We start from the raw sequence: 17,626 nt of genomic DNA on the forward strand, positions 1-17,626 counted from the left end.
CGCTCATGCCAGAAATACCGACCAACTTGCCATCGGAACGTAGCCCTTCCAACACCATCGGTTCCCGTTCAAAATCCACGATCAGCTTACTAAACGATCCGGACGTTAAGGTCGAAAAGATCGTGCCCGCGCGTTGTAACAGTGGCCCCTGTTTCTCTTCTCGATAGCGGTCAATTGACCAACGGAGCAAGCGCCCGGCGGTAAAAACTTTTACATAGCGTTCGGCCGTATCCGACATTTGCGCAAGCGCTTCTTGGCGTTGGGCCTCCGCCTGTGTGGCCGCGTCTGATCCACCGATTTCGGACAAAGCCCGTAAGGCATTCGCATGGTCAGCCGAAAGCGTCGTTTGCTGCTGCACTGCATCAGCAATTTCAGCGTTGATGTGTGCGAGTTCAGCGGCCAGCTGAACTAGGTTAGCCGCATCAATCTCCGCTTCGATTTGCATCCGAGTTAGACCATCGCTCCCATTGAGAAGAGTAGCCTTAGCCTCTGCCAGCTCGGTATTTAGGCGGCGTAGCTCGTCAGATCGACCAATTGCTTCATTCAACAAAGCCGTGGTGTCGACACCCGCTTTTTCCATTAACGGTTTCAAACTCGCTATGGCGGTTTGACTCGATTCTTTGGCTTCCAATACCTGACTGTTTGTAATACGCAGGGCTTCTTTAAGTCGACTCCATTCCGCAAAAGATTCGCGAGCTCGCTCTAAACGATGGGCTAATGTCAGAGCAATTTGCTCGGCCGGCTGATCTTTGAGCTCAGCGGCAACGATTTGCGCGAGACGATTGGCTTCAACAGAAAACGCCTTCAGATCAGCATTCATGGTGTCGATACGCTCGACTTGAATCTGCCGCATTTTTTCTAATTTTTCGGCGATTTGCTCAATGAGCTCCAGAGCGCCTTCCGCCGTGCCAGTATCGCTGTCAGGGGATAACCCCGTCTTGGCGAGCGTTGTTGACCAGGCTGTAGACCAACGGCTTGCCTCCTTTTTCGCATCCTCAGTAGTTTGCTTTAACGTTGTGGCCAGTGACTGCGCGGCAAGCCATTGTGCCGATAAGGTTTCATGCCGAATTTTAGCACTGTCGATGGCTTGGATATGCTGTTCTGCCTGAACGCACAGGACAGACAAACTATCCGTCTCGACCACAGGCAGCCCGGCTTCTCGTAAGGTCTTGGCGAGGGATAATCTGGATGCTGCAATTGATTGACACAATGACTCCACATCACTCTGTGCCTCTTGATAGGCAATGCCAGCAGAAAGTGCCCTCTCCCGCCTAAGCATCCAGGCACCCATGTCCTCTAAGTTCATACCGGCCAAATCCATACCGACTGCCTCTTGTGCCCATCGGTCATCAAACCGCTGAAGATCTTCTGCCCATTGTGAACATTGGCTTTCGATCAGCGTTAGGCTCTGCCGCTCCCGTTCCAGCAGTTGATTCAAGCTTTGCAGTTCGGTTGCTTCCTCGACATCGTCGAGTCGCCTATCGGCCACTTGATCGGCATGGGTCATCTTCTTCTCAAACGTGTGTCCCTCGCGCTGCAGATCAATCTCACCCGTTTTAATCGCCTCCCACGCCGTATCTCGTTCAGTCCGCGCTTCTATCACCGCCTCCAGTGTCGTGGGATGATGTAGTGCTTTAAACTGGGCAATTTGCAATTCAATCCGGGCAACCTCGGCAGTTTGATTTTTTAGTCGCAGTAAGTCAGCTTTTCGATCAGCAATAAGGGCCTGCCGCTCTTGCATCAAACGGGTTAGTTTTTCTTGGCTAGGCGGCTGTAGTGCCATTAACTCAGGTAAGGGCTTGCGCCATTGCCCCAAGTCCAACAATAAACCGTCCAACGCTGACTTCGTCTTGGTCAACGTGGATTGTCGCTTTTGGAGGGCTATTTCCGTGTCACCCAATGATTTGGCGTTTGCTAACGCCGCACGTAGCGCGGGCTTGATCTCGCCCATTTGCAAGTCAGCCAGTTGAGCTGATAGCGTATTGATTTCAGAATCCTTGGTCTTTTCGGCCTGTTCTGCTGCCCGTAGAGTCTGAATAATGCCGCCACGGTCGCGGACCAGTTGCCTGAGTTCCCGGCGTATCAGCAGTGTGGGTAGGCGCTGGGCAATGGCGCTCTCAGAGTCTGGCGTCCAGCCCAGCTGAGTACAGGCTTGACCAACTGCTTGCCAAAGTGCGGCTATTTCCTTTTTTCGATGGGCGATATCGCCTTCATAGGCACTGTATTGCAGGCGAAGGTTATCCAGTTTGGTGATGTCGGCAGCCAGTTCAAGTACGGCTTCGTCTACTTCGATGTGTGATAGCGCTTCCGTGAGGTTTTCAACCTCGGCATTGCGCAGTTCCAGTCGCTCAAGGGCGATAGCCAGCTCGCGTTCTGCGCTTGCGAGAGTGGCCGCGGCCTCTGCCGGCAGTTCTATCACCTCGCCCAGTTCAGCCAGTTTCTGTTCGTTTTCCCTAAGCGTCATCAGAAACGGGGCTAGCCTGCGGATGCGTTCCAGGCTGTTGCGCTGGCTTTGGCGTTGTTGATGGCGTTCGCGCTCATGACTGAGCGCTTCGTGCAGCGACTCGACTTTACTATTGGCGTCCACCCAGACTTTAGTGCGAACAGTGGCTTCCTTTAACGCGGTGGTCGCCTTATCGAGCTGATCTGCGGCGATGTAATAGGCCCGCTCATTGGATTTTCTGGGCGCCCACAGCTTATCCGCCTCGGCGACCAGCGCATCACGAATTTTGCCCAGGCTGGCAACGCCGGCTGCCGATTGAAACAGAATCTGACCCACGTCGTTCTCGGCATTGAGGATACTATTGCCGCCGTTCACCAAACGGGTATGATCAAGACCAAACATTTGATCAAAGAAACTTCTATCCGCAGTCCCAAGGAACGGTGTCAGCGCGGTATCTGACAAGATGGCATCCACTGGCGAGCGCAGGGTTTGTTTTTGCGCTTTAGCGCGCTGAAATTCAAGCGTGCCTGCGGCATTGCTAATGTAGGCCCCTAAGCGCAATTCGTTAAGCGGGTGCAGGAAACTATGAACGGAACGCGAAGGAATACCGAATAACAAATCAACAATGGCGGACCGCAAAGTGGACTTGCCGGCCTCGTTGGGCCCGACAATCAGATGAAAGTCCTGTTTGGCCACGGGAAACTCCACCGAGCGGTCAGAGAATTTGCCGTATTTGATCAGGTCCAAGCGGTGGAAGCGCATTGTCACTCCACCTTGGCTAAATGAGATAGCAGTCCCGGGCGGACTTCGCGAACCAAGTCCACCAAATCGCCTGCGCGGATGGCTTTAAAGTAAGGGACGCTAGTTTGTAATTCCAGGGGCACTTTGTTGACCAAGCCCAACAGATCGTCTTGTAAGCTTTTAAGAAAGTCGGCGTCTGATTCAGCTGCCTGCAGCAGGTCCTGTAAGTCGGATAGCGCATCGGCACGTGCTCGCAGCGCCTCGCCGTCATCTGCCGCCGAAGTGGCCACCCTCACCTTTTCAATCCAAAGTCGCTCCGCCCCCATGGCGACTGCCAAGGCCAAGACTTCGGCGCGCAGTTGCGACTCCAATCCGAAAAGATCACCGTGCGCGGCTGTTTTGCCGGTTACGGTGACTCTAACTGCTATGGGGATGGTCGACGGGCTGCTTTCTATCAATTCGTCGAGGGCTTTGCCTATCCTGGACACTACTTCCGATAGCATTTTGCACTCGGTAGCATCGACGTCAAGATTGGCCCAGCGCAGGACATCGACGAACAGGCGCTGAATGTCCTGAATGCCCTGCCCGTCTGCCGTCACCATCACTGCGCCACGTGGTCCGGTCTCCCGGATATGACGACCTTGAAGATTGCCAGGGAAAACCACTGTCGAAGCACCTTCCCATATTTGATATTCATGTACATGACCCAATGCCCAGTAGTGGTAGCCCTTGGCATGCAGTTCATCCAAACTACACGGGGCATAGCTGGCATGCGCTGCGTTGCCCTCCAGCGCGGTGTGTAGCACACCAATGTTGAACAGGCCTGGTACCGGTGCCGGATACCCTGTCACAAGATTTTCCAGGGTCTCTTTTTCCTTAAAGCTGCGGCCATGTAGGGCGACCTTGAGGTTTTCAAGTCGAAAAGTGCTGGGTTTCCGGGTGTCGAAGGCAAAGACGTTGTCAGGCAGTTGCAGCTTCTTGGTCATTTCACTTTCGGCATCGTGGTTGCCGAACAGCAGATAAACCGGAATGCCGACTTTCTTCAGGCGACCCATTTCTTTACAGAAATAAATGCCGGTGTTGTGATCCTTCCAACTGCCATCGTACAGGTCGCCGGCAATCACCATGAAGTCAACCGGTTGCTCAATTGCTTCTGTGACCAGATTGGTAAAGGCATCGCGAGTCGCTGTGCGCAGCATTTCCACAGGGGCATCAGGGTAAGCGCTTAAACCCGTTAACGGACTATCCAGGTGAATGTCTGCTGCATGTATGAATTTCACTTCTTTTTTCCTTTCATTACTACTTTCGCCAACGATCAAAACCCTTAAATCCGTATTATCGTTCCAAGCGAACACGAAGACGTCTTGCTCGTTCGCGAAATGCGTCTTCACCACCTTCAAGGATGTCGCAAACGGCTTTACGAATATCAAAGTTTTCAAGTCCTCCCGCTTTGTATGTAATGGGAGGAAGCCCGCCAGTGTTATGTGGTCCAGCCTCAGCAATGATGATCTGATCTGCATCGGTATTGATTACTAAATTGGCGTTATGAGTAACCATAATGACCTGTCGCTTAGATTTCGCTTCGATGAAAAGCGGCACAAGTTCATCAAAGACAGACTTCGGATCGAGATTCTCCTCAGGTTGGTCAATGATAAGAGGACGGTCGTCGGACTCATCTAGGGCTAAATAAAGTAACAATAGAACAATGCCCCGCGTGCCTGGAGATAGTTTCCGTATATCAATACCATCATAAACAATCTCGTATCGAACTGAGATGTGATCTGTCCCAAAAAGCCAATGCGCGAAATGCTTCAACCACGCTCTGAACTCAACTTGTTGCGTCTGAGCATAAGGTGCGTGAGCAAAGAGATCCTTCATATAGGTGGAAATAAAGTTTGTCATAGCAGTCTGAATCTCATCAGCACTGCCCGTCTCCCATGACGGCTTAAGCAGCTTTTCTGCGATAGCAATTAACGATCCTCGGCCATTGAACGTGCCACTCTTACGCAAATCAAGAAGATTGTCCTCTGCGAACTTTCCCCACTGTTGCGTATCAACGATACGTCTGACAGAAAAGCTGAGCTTGCTTAGCGTGCCGGAATATGTTGCGAGCCTTGTCAATAAAGGGGTATAGAGTTCGGCGAGAGCATTCTGCTCGTTGATAATTGCCTCAAATGCTCGCATGTAGGTGTTATCGCGCTCGCCTTGCAATACCTTCCTTCTGGCAGCAGCACCCTGCGCATCCGTGAGCTTTTCTTCCAACATTTTAAGAGTAGCAGTCTCCTGCCCAATACGTTTGGTCAGTGCTGTATATTGGTCTCGAACCACTTTGTCTGCGCTGATCAAGGCTTCCAGCCTAGTCATTTCCGCACTTATGGTTGAGAGATTTAGTGTAGCGAGATCAACGCCTTCGGCAATGAGAGGAGTGTTTGGTTCTCCAGGTTGCAAGGGCAGGCCCATAAGTTCGGCAATTTTCTTGTCGGCCCATGCCACATAGTCCGTCAGGCTACTGTCTACATTTCCTTTATAGATGAGAAGGAATTCGTCCCACTGTTGATCACTAAGCCCGCTCATTGTGTGTCGTTCTTGCGCTTGGCGAAGAAGTTCTGGAGCCTTTGTTGCACGGGTACTGGTCACCTCGTCTTGCATTGAGACAAAAGTACGGCGCTGATTGGTAAAGGCCTGAATCTTGCCTCTGATAGTTTGAGCAGCCTCACTAAGTTCCGTGTGCCGTTTGACCTGAGCTTCCGTGCCCTTGACAACGAGTTTGGCAAGGTCCGCGTTGTAACTTTGGATTAGCCTTTTCTTCTCTCCAACTTGAGCAGTGAGTGTGTCTATCAATCTCTCTTTTTCAAGCTCGGTTGCAATACGGTCAGACAAATCAGATATTGCTTCTTCCTCGCGGCTGCGAGCTTGCTGAAATCGACTGGTTCGATGTTCTCGAAATTCGGCGAAATCAATGGCGCCTTCACGTTCATCGAGTGAATGCGCCTCCAAAATCACTCGTTCTATTTCGTCAATAAGTCCATCGGATATACCGCCTGACGAACAAAGCTCTTCCACGAACTGTTGTGATAGATAACGTGCTCTGGGAAACGAAAGATGTCCATTTGCATCTCTTCCATCAAGCGCCTGCGTGGTATCACCACCACCACCCCACGTTAAGATGACAGTAGCATCACCGATGAGTTGTCTCGCGCGAACTAAAAAAGATGCACTTCTGCTTTCTTGAGCATTCCACGTAGTTGATGATATTGAGTCACATCCCGCAGCAATCATGTCTGCGAGAGCTGTTTTTCCAGAGCCGCGAGCTCCAATTATAGCGACCAAGCCCGGATTGAGGGGAATTTCCGGAGTTTGTGCCCAACTCGCATTGGCTATCGATACATGGGAAATCACTTGAGACGGCATCGCGGAGCGTGGTGGCTCTGATCCAACAAATGCGCGACCTTCCGGGTCGATGCAAGCCTGTCGTAAAGCGTCAAACTCTAGCCCTCCCTTGATCCATGAGAAGCGATCATCCACAGGCTGGCCGACCGTTGTTAGGTCGTGTGAGTCGCTGCCATGAAGGCACGGCTTGCAGCCGTTATATCTCTCGCGTAACACATCGATGTTGATGCTTCGCTGCCCAAGCCAGAATTCGCGTTGAGCAGGGTTGCCTGAGAAAATAATGTGAGCGAACTTCTCAATTTCTTGGCGCATTGTCGCATCTGCTGCTTGACGTAAGCCAGAGGTTCCGTCGCCAGCACCACCAGCCACTGCGACGAGGATGTTTTTCTTCGCCCAGTCACTTTCGTGGAAGATTCGACGTAGCTGGTCAAAGCTGACCTTGAATTGGGTTGCGCCAAGCTGAAGGGCTGCACGGTCGTCCGTGATTCTGGGGTCTGTGCGTTTTCCAAGCGTGACAAGGTCATCCCGCGTACAACTAAAATGATCCCCATGAGCCTGGAACTGGAGTCTGGTGAGGATTCTGCGAAGTTGGAGTAGATGGTCATGGTCTTCTGGACTAACTAAGAGATGGACATTCACGAAGCCAGACCTCGCCGCTACATCTAGTCTGAGTTCAACATTAGGAAATATCAACTGAACGTCAGGAATCCTGCCTGCCGCTTTATGTTTCAGTACCTCTTCGTACGATTCAGTGACATAGTAATCTGTAACGGCAATTGCCTCTATTTTTGGCGTAAGTCCCTCAATCTTTGTGAGGTAGGTATCCCAGGCATCATCACCACCAAATTGGTTATTCAACACAGTACCTGGTGCATGAATATGGGGCTCCCAGCGCCGCCATTGCGAACCACAACTTATCATCCTTCCTCCATTAGTCATTATTAGTTTTTGGCGTTAACTACCCGTACGAACTTGTTGATAAACCGCTTGCACTAGGTGACCGGCTGCGATGTTCCGAAACGCCTCGTCGTTCATCAGCCGGACAAAAATATCCTCGTTGCCGTCCATGCGTTCAACAAACAGGTTTTCTAATTGCTTATTAAACACCGATGCAAAATTCTCAATGGTGTTGGCCATCACCGCTTGACGCAATTGCTCATTGGCCACGGCCGTCTCTCTAACTTGATCAAAAAATAGTTGGTCGGCAAGCGTAAATTCAGTGCCAAAGCGTTCGTTGAGCTTTTCAACCAGTGTGGATAGCTGTACTTCTTCATCCGGTTGGCCCGTGCCGACATCCATTGGGCCATAGACAGACTCGGCCTCCCCAACCTTAAGATCAATGCTGCCCTCACTGATTTTCTGTAATCGGTAATATTTCAACTCGACATCATCGTCGACTTGAACCGTTCCGGTATCGGTATTGCGTGGCAATTTATTCAGCAAAAAACGGATATAGCTGTACAACTTTTCATGATCCGAATCCTGATATGGGATGATCTGAGAAACAAACATATATAAATTGCGGAAGGTTGCCAGCTGGCCTTTAAAGAACAGATTGTCCTCTTCCGACAGCTGTTTGAATCGTTCTACCGCCAAATCCAGCAAGCCGTTTAACTTCTTGTGTTCGCCGCCGGTGGGATTCATCCGATTCCTAAACCAAATTTCACACCAGGCATTCACCTCATCCTTGGTAAACACTTTCCATTCGATCAAGCTGTGAGCCAACGTGTTTAGTTGTTGCGGATCAGTATCTTCGCCTTTAGGTGTCACTTGATAATAGGGCTTGAAAGCCTTATAGATGTCTTCCGGCTCATTCACAAAGTCCAGCACAAAAGTATCGCTTTTACCGCGCGTGGTCCGATTAAGACGACTCAGAGTCTGTACCACTTGAATACCGGCCAAGCGCTTATCGACATACATACTGTGCAGCAAAGGCTGATCAAAACCAGTCTGGTATTTCTCCGCCACCAATAGCACTTGATATTCTTCGGTATTAAACTTTTCCGGCAACTCGGTTTCCTTGATGCCGTTATTCATATTCACTTCTGTGAATTTTTTGTCAGCAAACTCCTTCAAGCTAATTTCACCGGAAAAAGCCACCAGTGACTTCACATCGGTATAACCCTTTTCCTTGATGTACTTGTCAAACCCCAGTTTGTAGCGCACAGCATGTTCTCGCGAGCCAGTGACCACCATTGCTTTAGCCCGGCCACCGATTTTGTGGCGGGTATGGGTGCGAAAATGCTCAACGATGACTTCCACTTTTTGCGCAATCTCATAATCATGAAACGCCACAAAACGCGCAAGAGCCTTGGCGGCCTTGCGGCGCGGCACCTCAGGATCTTGTTCTACTTTCTGGATCAGCTTGTAATAGCGTTTGTAGCAGGTGTAGTTTTCCAACACATCATGGATAAAGCCTTCTTCAATAGCCTGCCGCATGCTGTAATGGTGGAATGGCACCGTGCCCGTGGGGCCAGGCTCGTCGAATACGGCCAAGGTTTTGAACTTGGGCGTTGCAGTGAAAGCAAAATAACTCAAATTGGGCTGTTTGGTGCGCTTAAGTTGTTCGCGCAGCAGTTCTTTTTTGGCCTCTTCGCTTAGAGCGTCATCCTCCATATCCAGTAACTGCTCAGCAATTGCCGATTCGATCCCGTCTCGATTCAAAATCTTGCGTAGCTCCATGGCCGTTTCGCCGCTTTGTGAACTGTGGGCTTCATCTACAATCACTGCAAAACGCTTGCCGGCGGTTGAAATGGCAATCGCTTTGCCGTTCGCCTCCAGCGTACGTATGGCCTGGGCAATAAACGGAAATTTTTGGATGGTGGAAATGATGATAGGCACACCACCCGCCAACGCCTTGGCCAACTGCTGGGTATCTTCATCGATTTTCTGTACCACACCCAGTTTGTGCTCGAACTGGAAAATGGTGTCTTGCAACTGTTGATCCAACACCAGCCTATCGGTAATTACCACCACAGTATGGAAAATCTTCTCATCGTTAGCGTTATGTAAACTGGATAAACGATGCGCCAACCAGGCAATCGAGTTGGACTTGCCAGAGCCGGCCGAATGTTGAATCAAATAATTGTGCCCGGCACCCTGGCTTTGGGCGTGCTCGGTCAGTGTGCGGACAGCATCCAACTGGTGATAGCGCGGAAAAATCATGGTTTCCTTGCGATGCCGTTTGATCCCTTTCTCGGTTACCACGGTCTTTTCTTCCACATCCAAATGGATGAAGCGGGCCAGAATGTCCATCAAACTGTCCCGAGTCAGCGCTTTATGCCATAGATAGGTGGTGCGTACATCGCCCTTGGCAGGTGGATTGCCGGCACCATGGTTATGCCCGAGATTGAATGGCAGAAAGAAAGTCTCCTTACCTTCCAGCTTGGTAGTCATATATGCCAACTCGGTATCTACCGCAAAATGTACCAAGCAGCGCTGTTTAAACGCAAACAACAACTCCTTGGGATCGCGTTCATATCGGTATTGAAATTTGGCATTTTCGACATTCCAATGTGTCGCCGACATCGGGTTTTTCAACTCCAAAGTCACTACCGGCAAGCCGTTGACGGCCAACACCACATCAGGGATGGCGCCACTCTTGGTTTTGACCTGGCGAGCTATGATCAGGCGGTTGTCGGCATAGCGCTTGGTCGCTGAGGGATCAAGCCCGGTATTGGGTGCAAAATAGGCGATCCGCACCGTTTTACCCAAACACTTAAAGCCTTCCCGCAGCACCGCCAAACAGCCCTTAGCGGCTAACTCCTTAACTAGGCTGTCAAGTAATAGAGTCTCGGCCTTGCTCGCGCCGAGCTGGGTCAAGCGCGCCCAGATTTTAGGTTGGGTCTTTTGCACAAAGGCGATGGTCTCTGCAGGAAACAGCGCGATTTCCGGGTCATAGGTTTTCGGGTCGCTTTTCTGGTAGCCACCGCTGCTAATCAGTACCTGCTCGATGTCGTTTTCGAAGTCGATTTCCTTATGCATCACTCTCTCCCTCAGTGTGTTGTAGTGCCTGTTCAATCGCCTCAATGCTTGGCAGACTGGTTTGCAATTCGGCGGGTAGGGATTCCAGCAGTTTGTATTCGGCAATCCCCATAGGCTGAGTTTTATCGCTCAAGGCATATTCGGCCACGACCTTGTTTTTGCTTTTGCATAGCAGCAGGCCAATGGTAGGGCTATCGTGCTCGTCCTTAATCTGCCGATCCACCGCCGTCAGATAAAACCCCAGTTGACCAAGGTGCTCCGGTTTGAATGTGCCGGCCTTGAGCTCGATCACCACGTAACAGCGCAATTTCAGGTGATAAAACAACAAATCGATGAAAAACTCATCGCCGCCCACATCCAGCAACACCTGGCGCCCGACAAACGCAAAACCTGCGCCCAATTCCAATAAAAATTCGGTGACATGTCTCACCAGGGCATTTTCAATCTCGCGTTCCTGTGCTGCTTCGGTCAATCCCAGAAAATCAAAACGGTAAGGGTCTTTCAGAGATTCGCGAGCCAGATCCGATTGCGGTTTGGGTAGGCGATCTTCGAAGTTGGTGATGGCAGTGCCGCTGCGCTCAAACAAGCGGGTTTCGATCTGCATCACCAGCACGTTGCGTGACCAATTGTGTTCCAGTGTCTTAGCGACATACCAGCGGCGTTCAGCCTCGGATTTTAGCTTATCCAGCAACGCCAGCTGGTGATACCACGGTAATTGTGCAAGCACCGCTTGCACAAATTCGGCATCAGGCCACGCCTCGGCAAAGGCGCGCATGTATTTTAGGTTGCGTGGCGAGAAACCTTTCATGTCCGGGAAGGCATTGCGCAAATCCTGCGCCAATCGCTCGATGACTTTAGCCCCCCAGCCTTGCTGCGTTTGCCGTGTCAAAATGTCTTGACCAATTTGCCAGTACAGCAACACCAACTCACGATTAACCGCCAGCGCGGCACGTTGTTGGGCGCTGTGAATGCGAGATTTCAGCTCAGTCAGCCACGCAGGGTAATCGGCGGGCAAAGGCACAATGTCAGGCATGGGCAAGCTCCTGTTGCTCGGATTGCGGCGGGACTTTGATGCCTCGCACGTCAATTTTACCGGTGACGGCGTTGGTGATTAGGGCGGAACGGTATTCTTGAAGCCTATCAATAACCATAGTAATTGAATAAACTTGCCGCTCTGTCGCATCGAGAGCAGCACTAATTCGAAGACAAATGTCCTTCTGCTCGTGCTCAGGTGGTAGCGCCAGCCACATGTCTTTTATATCGTTCAACCCAAGTTGGATTTTTGTTCCACCATATCCAGCCCCAAGTAATTGTGCCTGCCCGGCTGACGAGAAAATCTGATAGGCTAGCCATTGTCCTGTGACGTGATTGCTGTTTGGTCTGACTAAAGCAAGGTGTTGACTTACATATGCAGACTCAAACCCATCAGGGACTACTGCAACAGAACCCAAGTCAGCTGTGATGGAAATTATCACATCACCACCTTTCGTTGCTGTTCGCTTTCCTTCCGCCGTATCTGGTGGAGAAACTCTCCGAATATCATTCAATAATAGCTGTACCGAGTGTCGAGAAACATTTGTGATTCGCAGAAATACACTACCTTCATTTGAGTAGAACTCAGCCCAGCCGCGTGAGCCACTTGTAACGAAATCTGACGCATGCCTGAGCCTTATCGTATTCCAATGCGCCGGAATCTCCCCCAACCAAGCCACTCCCGAATCCTTCATCGGCACCGATGGATCAAGCCCCTTGGTGACGGCATGGCTAATCAGCGCCGTGCGCTTTTCGGCCAGCTTTTCCAGCAAGGTTTGCTTCTTGGCAATCAGGGCATCGATTTGAGCGGTTTTGAAATCTAGGAATTGGGCAATGGCCAGTTGCTCCTCAAACGGCGGCAACGGGGTAAATGCGTTAGCGATTGCATACTGAGGTAATCCAAAACGTGTGACACCATTGGCTGCAACTGTAAATTGCGCATTAAATCCCTTCGATTGAAACAGTCGAAATAAATAACGACCATGCAAGTCAATGGGTTTGATTTGCGTGAGGTGATATCCGCAGACAAGGCCTTCGATATCTTCCGCGACACAGGCAGGAACAGCTATATCTTCAGGGGTTTCTGAATCCTTCGTGACGATCACATCACCGACATCAACTTTGAATTTCTTAATCTCTGCTTCAGTTGCAGAGGCTTGCATAAATTCTAATCGACTGTCGATGTATTCGTTCTTGTAAACATCCGTGTAGTTGCAAAGAATTACTGGTTCTTCACCCTCCACGGTTTTTTTGTCGACATTGCTGGGTTGAACCGTCGCCAGAAACTTCAGCTTCTGAGCACCCCAATGCGTCGGAATATCACCAAGCCATGCCGAACCAGAGCTTTTAAGGTTGTCATAGACACCGATTTGCATCAGACCACCTCACTCAGCATCGCCATGATGTCTTTTTCCAGCTGGCTGATTTCGCCTGCAATCTCATCCAACGGCCGCGGCGGTTGGTAGACATAAAAATGCCGATTCAACGGAATCTCGTAGCCAACCTTGGTTTTGTCGTGGGCTATCCAGGCATCAGGCACATGCGGCAGGACTTCTGCTTTCAGGTAATCTTCGCAGTGGTCTTTGACCAACTTTAGCAGCTGGTCGTGGCCGGTTTCGTTGTCGTATTTAAGCGGCAGCGGCAAGCTGATGTCATCTGGCAACGCCACGATTTCGGTATCCCGCAGCTCAGGGTCGGGTTCCGGGTTGCCTTTGGCATCCAGACAAATATCGGCTTTGGGATCGCGCTCGGACAACGCCGCAAGAATGGCTTTTTTAAGCGGCGCGCCAACCTTGATACCGGCGTCTTGCAAGGTGTCGGCGAGCAGGGTTTCAAACTCGGCGCGGTTGAGATAAAGGGTTACGCTTTCCACCTCGTGCAGAGCGGCTTTGATTGCCGCTTGGGTTTCTTGTCCGGCAGCGATTTCGGCCCGATAGGCGGCATCGTCCTTGCGCTTTTTACTGCCGGCGAGATTAACGAAGGCGCTTTGCTCGTCCAGCCGGGCGATGCGCTCGGGGCTGACTTGAAAATTCAGGCGTAGCGGGCGCTCGACGGTGATTTTGAGAAAGCCGAAGTCTTGATTATTAAACAGTTTGCTGCACACACGGCGCTGGGATTTGCCGTCCACAATGACGTCACATTCCGCATCCTGCTCGTGTTCGGCATACAGGCGCACCAATGCCTTGATGTGCTCGTCCGACAGCTCGTTACGCTTATTGCCCAAGCTCTTGTCCATTTTTTTGAAGTGCCGGGTACCGTCAATCAACTGTACCTTGCCTTGGCGATGGGAGGGCTTTTTATTGGTAACGATCCAGACGTAGGTATAAATGCCGGTGTTGTAGAACATCTGGTCAGGCAGAGCGACAACAGCATCGAGCAAATCATTTTCGATAATCCAACGGCGGATATTGGATTCGCCTGAACCGGCGTCGCCGGTAAACAGCGGCGAGCCGTTGAACACAATGGCGATTTTAGAGCCATCGCCGCCGCTTTTGGGTGGATTGTGCATCTTGGAAATCATATGCTGCAAAAACAGCAGCGATCCATCGTTGATGCGTGGCAGTCCTGCGCCAAAACGGCCAGAAAAACCTTGATCTTCGTACTCTTCGCGCACGAAATCTTCTTCAGGCTTCCACTCCACGCCGAATGGCGGGTTGGCCAGCATGTAATGGAACTTCTTGTCTTGGTGGCCGTCGTGCGGCACAAAACCATTAGTCTTGTTTTTGGCGTCCTTGATACCCAGCGTGTCGCCGTAGATCAGGTTGTTGATTGGCTCGTCCTTGATCAGCAGATCGGAACAGCAAATGGCGTAAGACTCCGGGTTATATTCCTGGCCGAATAGTTCGATGTTGGCGTCCGGATTAAGCCCCGTGGTAAAGCCGTCACCGCAGATGTACTTCTCTGATTCCGACAACATGCCGCCTGTACCTGCTGTGGGATCGTAAACGCTGCGGTAGATGCCTTTTTCGTAGATACCTTCCTCGCCGGTGAACAGCAACTGCACCATCAGGCGGATGACTTCACGCGGGGTAAAGTGATCCCCGGCCTCTTCGTTGGCTTGCTCGTTGAATTTGCGTACCAGCTCTTCAAACAGATAGCCCATTTGCAGGTTGCTGATGGCTTTGGGGGACAGATTGATTTCTGCCGAGCAGAATTCTCTGATGATCAGAAACAGCCTGTTGGCTTCGTCGAGCTTGGCGATCTCGGTCTCGAATTCGAACTTGTCGAAGATGTCGCGAGCACGGGGCGAGAAGCCCTGGATATAAGCGATCAGGTTGCCGGCGATGTTGGGGGCATCACCCAGCAATTTTTCAAAAGTGAAGCCGCTGGTGTTAAACAGTTCCTGCTTGCGGTCATTGGCGGCAATACGTGATAGCGCCTTTTCCAGCGCTTGGCCTGTGATACCTTTTTTCTCAAGCCGCTTTTTTTCATCCAACACTTGTTGCTTGTTTTCCGCTAAGACCAAATCAAAGCGACGCAAAACAATCAACGGCAGCATCACGCGGCGGTACTGCGGTGGACGATAAGGACCGCGCAGCTTATTGGCGATATTCCAGATGAAGCCGACTAGGTTTTGGTGTTGAGTGCTTTGCATAGATGTTTTGAGTGAATCGGTCAGTGATTGAGTTTTATGAATTTAGGCGCTTTGCTTGGACTTTTACCGATCGGGAGTAGCAATTGTCCAGATTCTCTTTAAGGGCAGTTCGGCACGAACGTCCTGATCAAGTTTGTCGTAGTTGTCGAGTAATTGCTCAATCAAGTCGTTTTGGTTCCAGAGTCGCACCTTGAAGAACTGAACAGGTACTTCTTTGTACACGGTCTGTTTGAAATCCGACCACGACACGAACAACCCCTGATCAGCGTTCACACTTTGCATGGCCCCGATCAACTGAGTGAATTCTGGACGATCTGCCGGCGTATCGCCAGACTTCACCTGAACACATAGCCTAGGCGAGTCGAAGCCGAAAGGGCCGCCGGCGGCCAAAATATCAACTCCTTTATCAGGCCCTTCTGGGCTGAGATAAGTCGTAAATCCTTGCGCCTTCAGAATCGCATCGACCAGACGAGCCATCCCGTGCCCCTTGAATTTCTGTATGATCAGCTTGGCGATAGAATCTCGGGCCAATTGTTCCAGATCGACTAAGCTCTCTTGCGGGGCCTCATCAGTGGCACTCCCATTCACAGACACCTGGGTCGGCGCCGGCATCGGGGTCTGCCACTGATTGAGCGCCATGGAGCGGACTCTATGTTCAGCGTTGTTGCGTTTGATTTCGCAAACCGTTAGGAAGGCACCAAACGAGTAAAGGAGGTCTTGATCGAAAGCAGTTCGGGGGATCTCGGTGTTCAACCACGAAATTTCCCGATAGTGACGATAGTCATCTGCGGCGGCAGGGTCAAATTTGCATGGACTCTTGATCTCGCCAATGGCGATTGTCGGTTTGTTCTTATTGGGCAGCACCACCCAGTCACCAACCTTCATCGCAAGGACAAAAGCCCAGATCTGACCCGACCAATTGCCCAATTTACGGGGTAGCTCTCCCGGATAAGTCTGAAGCACCCGTTGCTTGATCCCCTCATAGTCGGGGATAGATGTCATGTCATTTGCCGTTAGTTCCCCCCACGTCAGATAGACTCGGTTTTCATCGATAAATTTTGACTCGTGCTCGCCGTAACTGCCTGCACGAACTAACCATAATGACATGATGTTTCCTTTTAATTTTCCAATGCGATTGCCTTGGCTTCCGGCAGGTGTAACTGATCGGAGATTAGGCGGGGGATCAGAGTGTCCTTTTAATGTCGTCCAGCATGATTTTTAAGTGTACTAGGTAAAAAAGCGTCTGATTATATGCAACGTAATACTGTCCCCATGGAGTTATTTTAATCGATAACCCTTCTTAATTTTTTTGCTGCTGATTTTTTGACTGGCTGATTCTGCTTCTTGTTCGGTGGTAAACCATTCCTTCCTCACCGTACCGGGTGACCCTACCCTGCCCCATTCCTTAATCAGTGACCAATCGTCAAATAAACCTGGCGTCACAAACATCTGATAAAAACGATGCATGTTGTCTTTCTCGTCATGCCGTTCCATATATAGATGATTCATCGCTTACTCTCCAGAATGGTTGACGGACTTTTCACTTTGCGGTGATTTCAACGCCGCTTCCCGAATCCGCATAATGGTTTGCCGAGTGGTTTTGAACTCTCGAGCCAACTCTGAAACGTTGCTGCCAACAGCCAATCGTTTCACCACTTCAGCACGATCTTCCGCATTGAGTGCCGGCGGCCGACCGAACTGTTTACCCGCCGCCTTCGCGCGACTAATGCCTGCTTGAGTTCGCTCAATCAGCAAGTCACGCTCAAACTCAGCAACGGCTGCGATGACCTGCATGGTCATCTTGCCGGCAGAACTGGTTAGATCAACCCCGCCCAACGCCAGACAATGAACGCGCACTCCAGAATTCGAAAGATGCTCGACCGTGGCTCTGACATCCATAGCGTTGCGACCGAGCCGATCCAGTTTGGTCACCACCAATACATCGCCCGATTCCATCCGGTCGATCAATTTATTAAAGCCAGGTCGTTCTTTAGCCGCGACTGAACCGCTGATGCTTTCTTCAATCAAACGATGCGGCTGAATGGCAAAACCGGCAGATTGAATTTCCCGGCTTTGATTTTGGGTGGTTTGGTCTGTGGTCGACACTCGACAGTAAGCAAAAACGCGTGACATGCGCTAATTCCGTCCGAAAGGGATGTACGAATTATAACACATGTACGAAATCCGCTTTGCCTACTTTAGTACATATTTTTTAAACCCTGTCCGAAACCGGTCATTTATGCCCCCCCCCAAAAAAAAAGACTTCGTTTGTGCCATCAAAAAATTATCATATGACCCGTAACATATTCTATGTTTTACGAAGATTGCAAAACGGCGTGCAAAACTTTCCAGGGTCCTGGGTAAAAGAGCGTTGAAAAGTTTCCACCCCAGGTAGTTCAATGACCGGCTTTTTGCCGGAGAAACCTGGAGTGATAAAAATG

The 17,626-nt window shown here is 50.7% G+C and carries 10 protein-coding genes; all 10 read right to left on the reverse strand.

Going from position 1 to position 17,626, the window contains the following annotated elements; translation table 11 throughout:
- Positions 1-3,205 (reverse strand): YhaN family protein (locus tag M0R33_RS23015; protein ID WP_292574312.1); only part of this gene is annotated, 3,205 nt, incomplete at its 3' end.
- A gap of 2 nt (positions 3,206-3,207) precedes the next feature.
- Positions 3,208-4,464: a DNA repair exonuclease gene (locus M0R33_RS23020; RefSeq protein ID WP_292574313.1), complete on the reverse strand. Its 1,257-nt coding sequence runs from the start codon at positions 4,462-4,464 to the stop codon at positions 3,208-3,210.
- A 55-nt stretch (positions 4,465-4,519) separates the two neighbouring features.
- Positions 4,520-7,513, reverse strand: coding sequence for a TrlF family AAA-like ATPase (locus M0R33_RS23025; protein ID WP_366044603.1), 2,994 nt, complete (start codon positions 7,511-7,513; stop codon positions 4,520-4,522).
- A 15-nt stretch (positions 7,514-7,528) separates the two neighbouring features.
- Positions 7,529-10,558 (reverse strand): type I restriction endonuclease, encoded by a 3,030-nt coding sequence (locus M0R33_RS23030; RefSeq protein WP_292574315.1) that lies wholly within the window; start codon positions 10,556-10,558, stop codon positions 7,529-7,531.
- Positions 10,551-11,591, reverse strand: a complete 1,041-nt coding sequence (locus M0R33_RS23035; RefSeq protein WP_292574316.1) for a PDDEXK nuclease domain-containing protein — start codon at positions 11,589-11,591, stop codon at positions 10,551-10,553. Before M0R33_RS23035 ends, M0R33_RS23030 begins: the two co-directional genes overlap by 8 nt.
- A complete protein-coding gene (locus tag M0R33_RS23040; RefSeq protein WP_292574317.1) occupies positions 11,584-12,966 on the reverse strand; it encodes a restriction endonuclease subunit S in 1,383 nt (460 codons plus the stop codon). Before M0R33_RS23040 ends, M0R33_RS23035 begins: the two co-directional genes overlap by 8 nt.
- Positions 12,966-15,185: a class I SAM-dependent DNA methyltransferase gene (locus M0R33_RS23045; protein ID WP_292574318.1), complete on the reverse strand. Its 2,220-nt coding sequence runs from the start codon at positions 15,183-15,185 to the stop codon at positions 12,966-12,968. The genes M0R33_RS23040 and M0R33_RS23045 overlap by 1 nt, the downstream gene beginning before the upstream one ends.
- Positions 15,186-15,248: 63 nt before the next feature.
- Complete coding sequence (locus M0R33_RS23050; protein WP_292574319.1) at positions 15,249-16,292, reverse strand: restriction endonuclease; 1,044 nt, start codon at positions 16,290-16,292, stop codon at positions 15,249-15,251.
- A gap of 171 nt (positions 16,293-16,463) precedes the next feature.
- Positions 16,464-16,694 carry a WGR domain-containing protein gene (locus M0R33_RS23055; RefSeq protein ID WP_292574320.1) on the reverse strand — a complete coding sequence of 77 codons (231 nt, stop codon included), beginning with the start codon at positions 16,692-16,694 and terminating at the stop codon, positions 16,464-16,466.
- Positions 16,695-16,697: 3 nt separating this feature from the next.
- Complete coding sequence (locus M0R33_RS23060; RefSeq protein ID WP_292574321.1) at positions 16,698-17,318, reverse strand: recombinase family protein; 621 nt, start codon at positions 17,316-17,318, stop codon at positions 16,698-16,700.
- Positions 17,319-17,626: the final 308 nt, after the last annotated feature.

Origin of the sequence: Methylomonas sp., assembly GCF_023228165.1 — a bacterium.
Taxonomy (GTDB): domain Bacteria; phylum Pseudomonadota; class Gammaproteobacteria; order Methylococcales; family Methylomonadaceae; genus Methylomonas.

Bases quoted from the DNA above. Each gene is read 5' to 3' on its own strand.
- M0R33_RS23025 (WP_366044603.1), bottom strand. From the start codon at position 7,513: ATGACTAATGGAGGAAGGATGATAAGTTGTGGTTCGCAATGGCGGCGC.
- M0R33_RS23030 (WP_292574315.1), bottom strand. From the start codon at position 10,558: ATGCATAAGGAAATCGACTTCGAAAACGACATCGAGCAGGTACTGATT.
- M0R33_RS23035 (WP_292574316.1), bottom strand. From the start codon at position 11,591: ATGCCTGACATTGTGCCTTTGCCCGCCGATTACCCTGCGTGGCTGACT.
- M0R33_RS23040 (WP_292574317.1), bottom strand. From the start codon at position 12,966: ATGCAAATCGGTGTCTATGACAACCTTAAAAGCTCTGGTTCGGCATGG.
- M0R33_RS23045 (WP_292574318.1), bottom strand. From the start codon at position 15,185: ATGCAAAGCACTCAACACCAAAACCTAGTCGGCTTCATCTGGAATATC.
- M0R33_RS23050 (WP_292574319.1), bottom strand. From the start codon at position 16,292: ATGTCATTATGGTTAGTTCGTGCAGGCAGTTACGGCGAGCACGAGTCA.
- M0R33_RS23055 (WP_292574320.1), bottom strand. From the start codon at position 16,694: ATGAATCATCTATATATGGAACGGCATGACGAGAAAGACAACATGCAT.
- M0R33_RS23060 (WP_292574321.1), bottom strand. From the start codon at position 17,318: ATGTCACGCGTTTTTGCTTACTGTCGAGTGTCGACCACAGACCAAACC.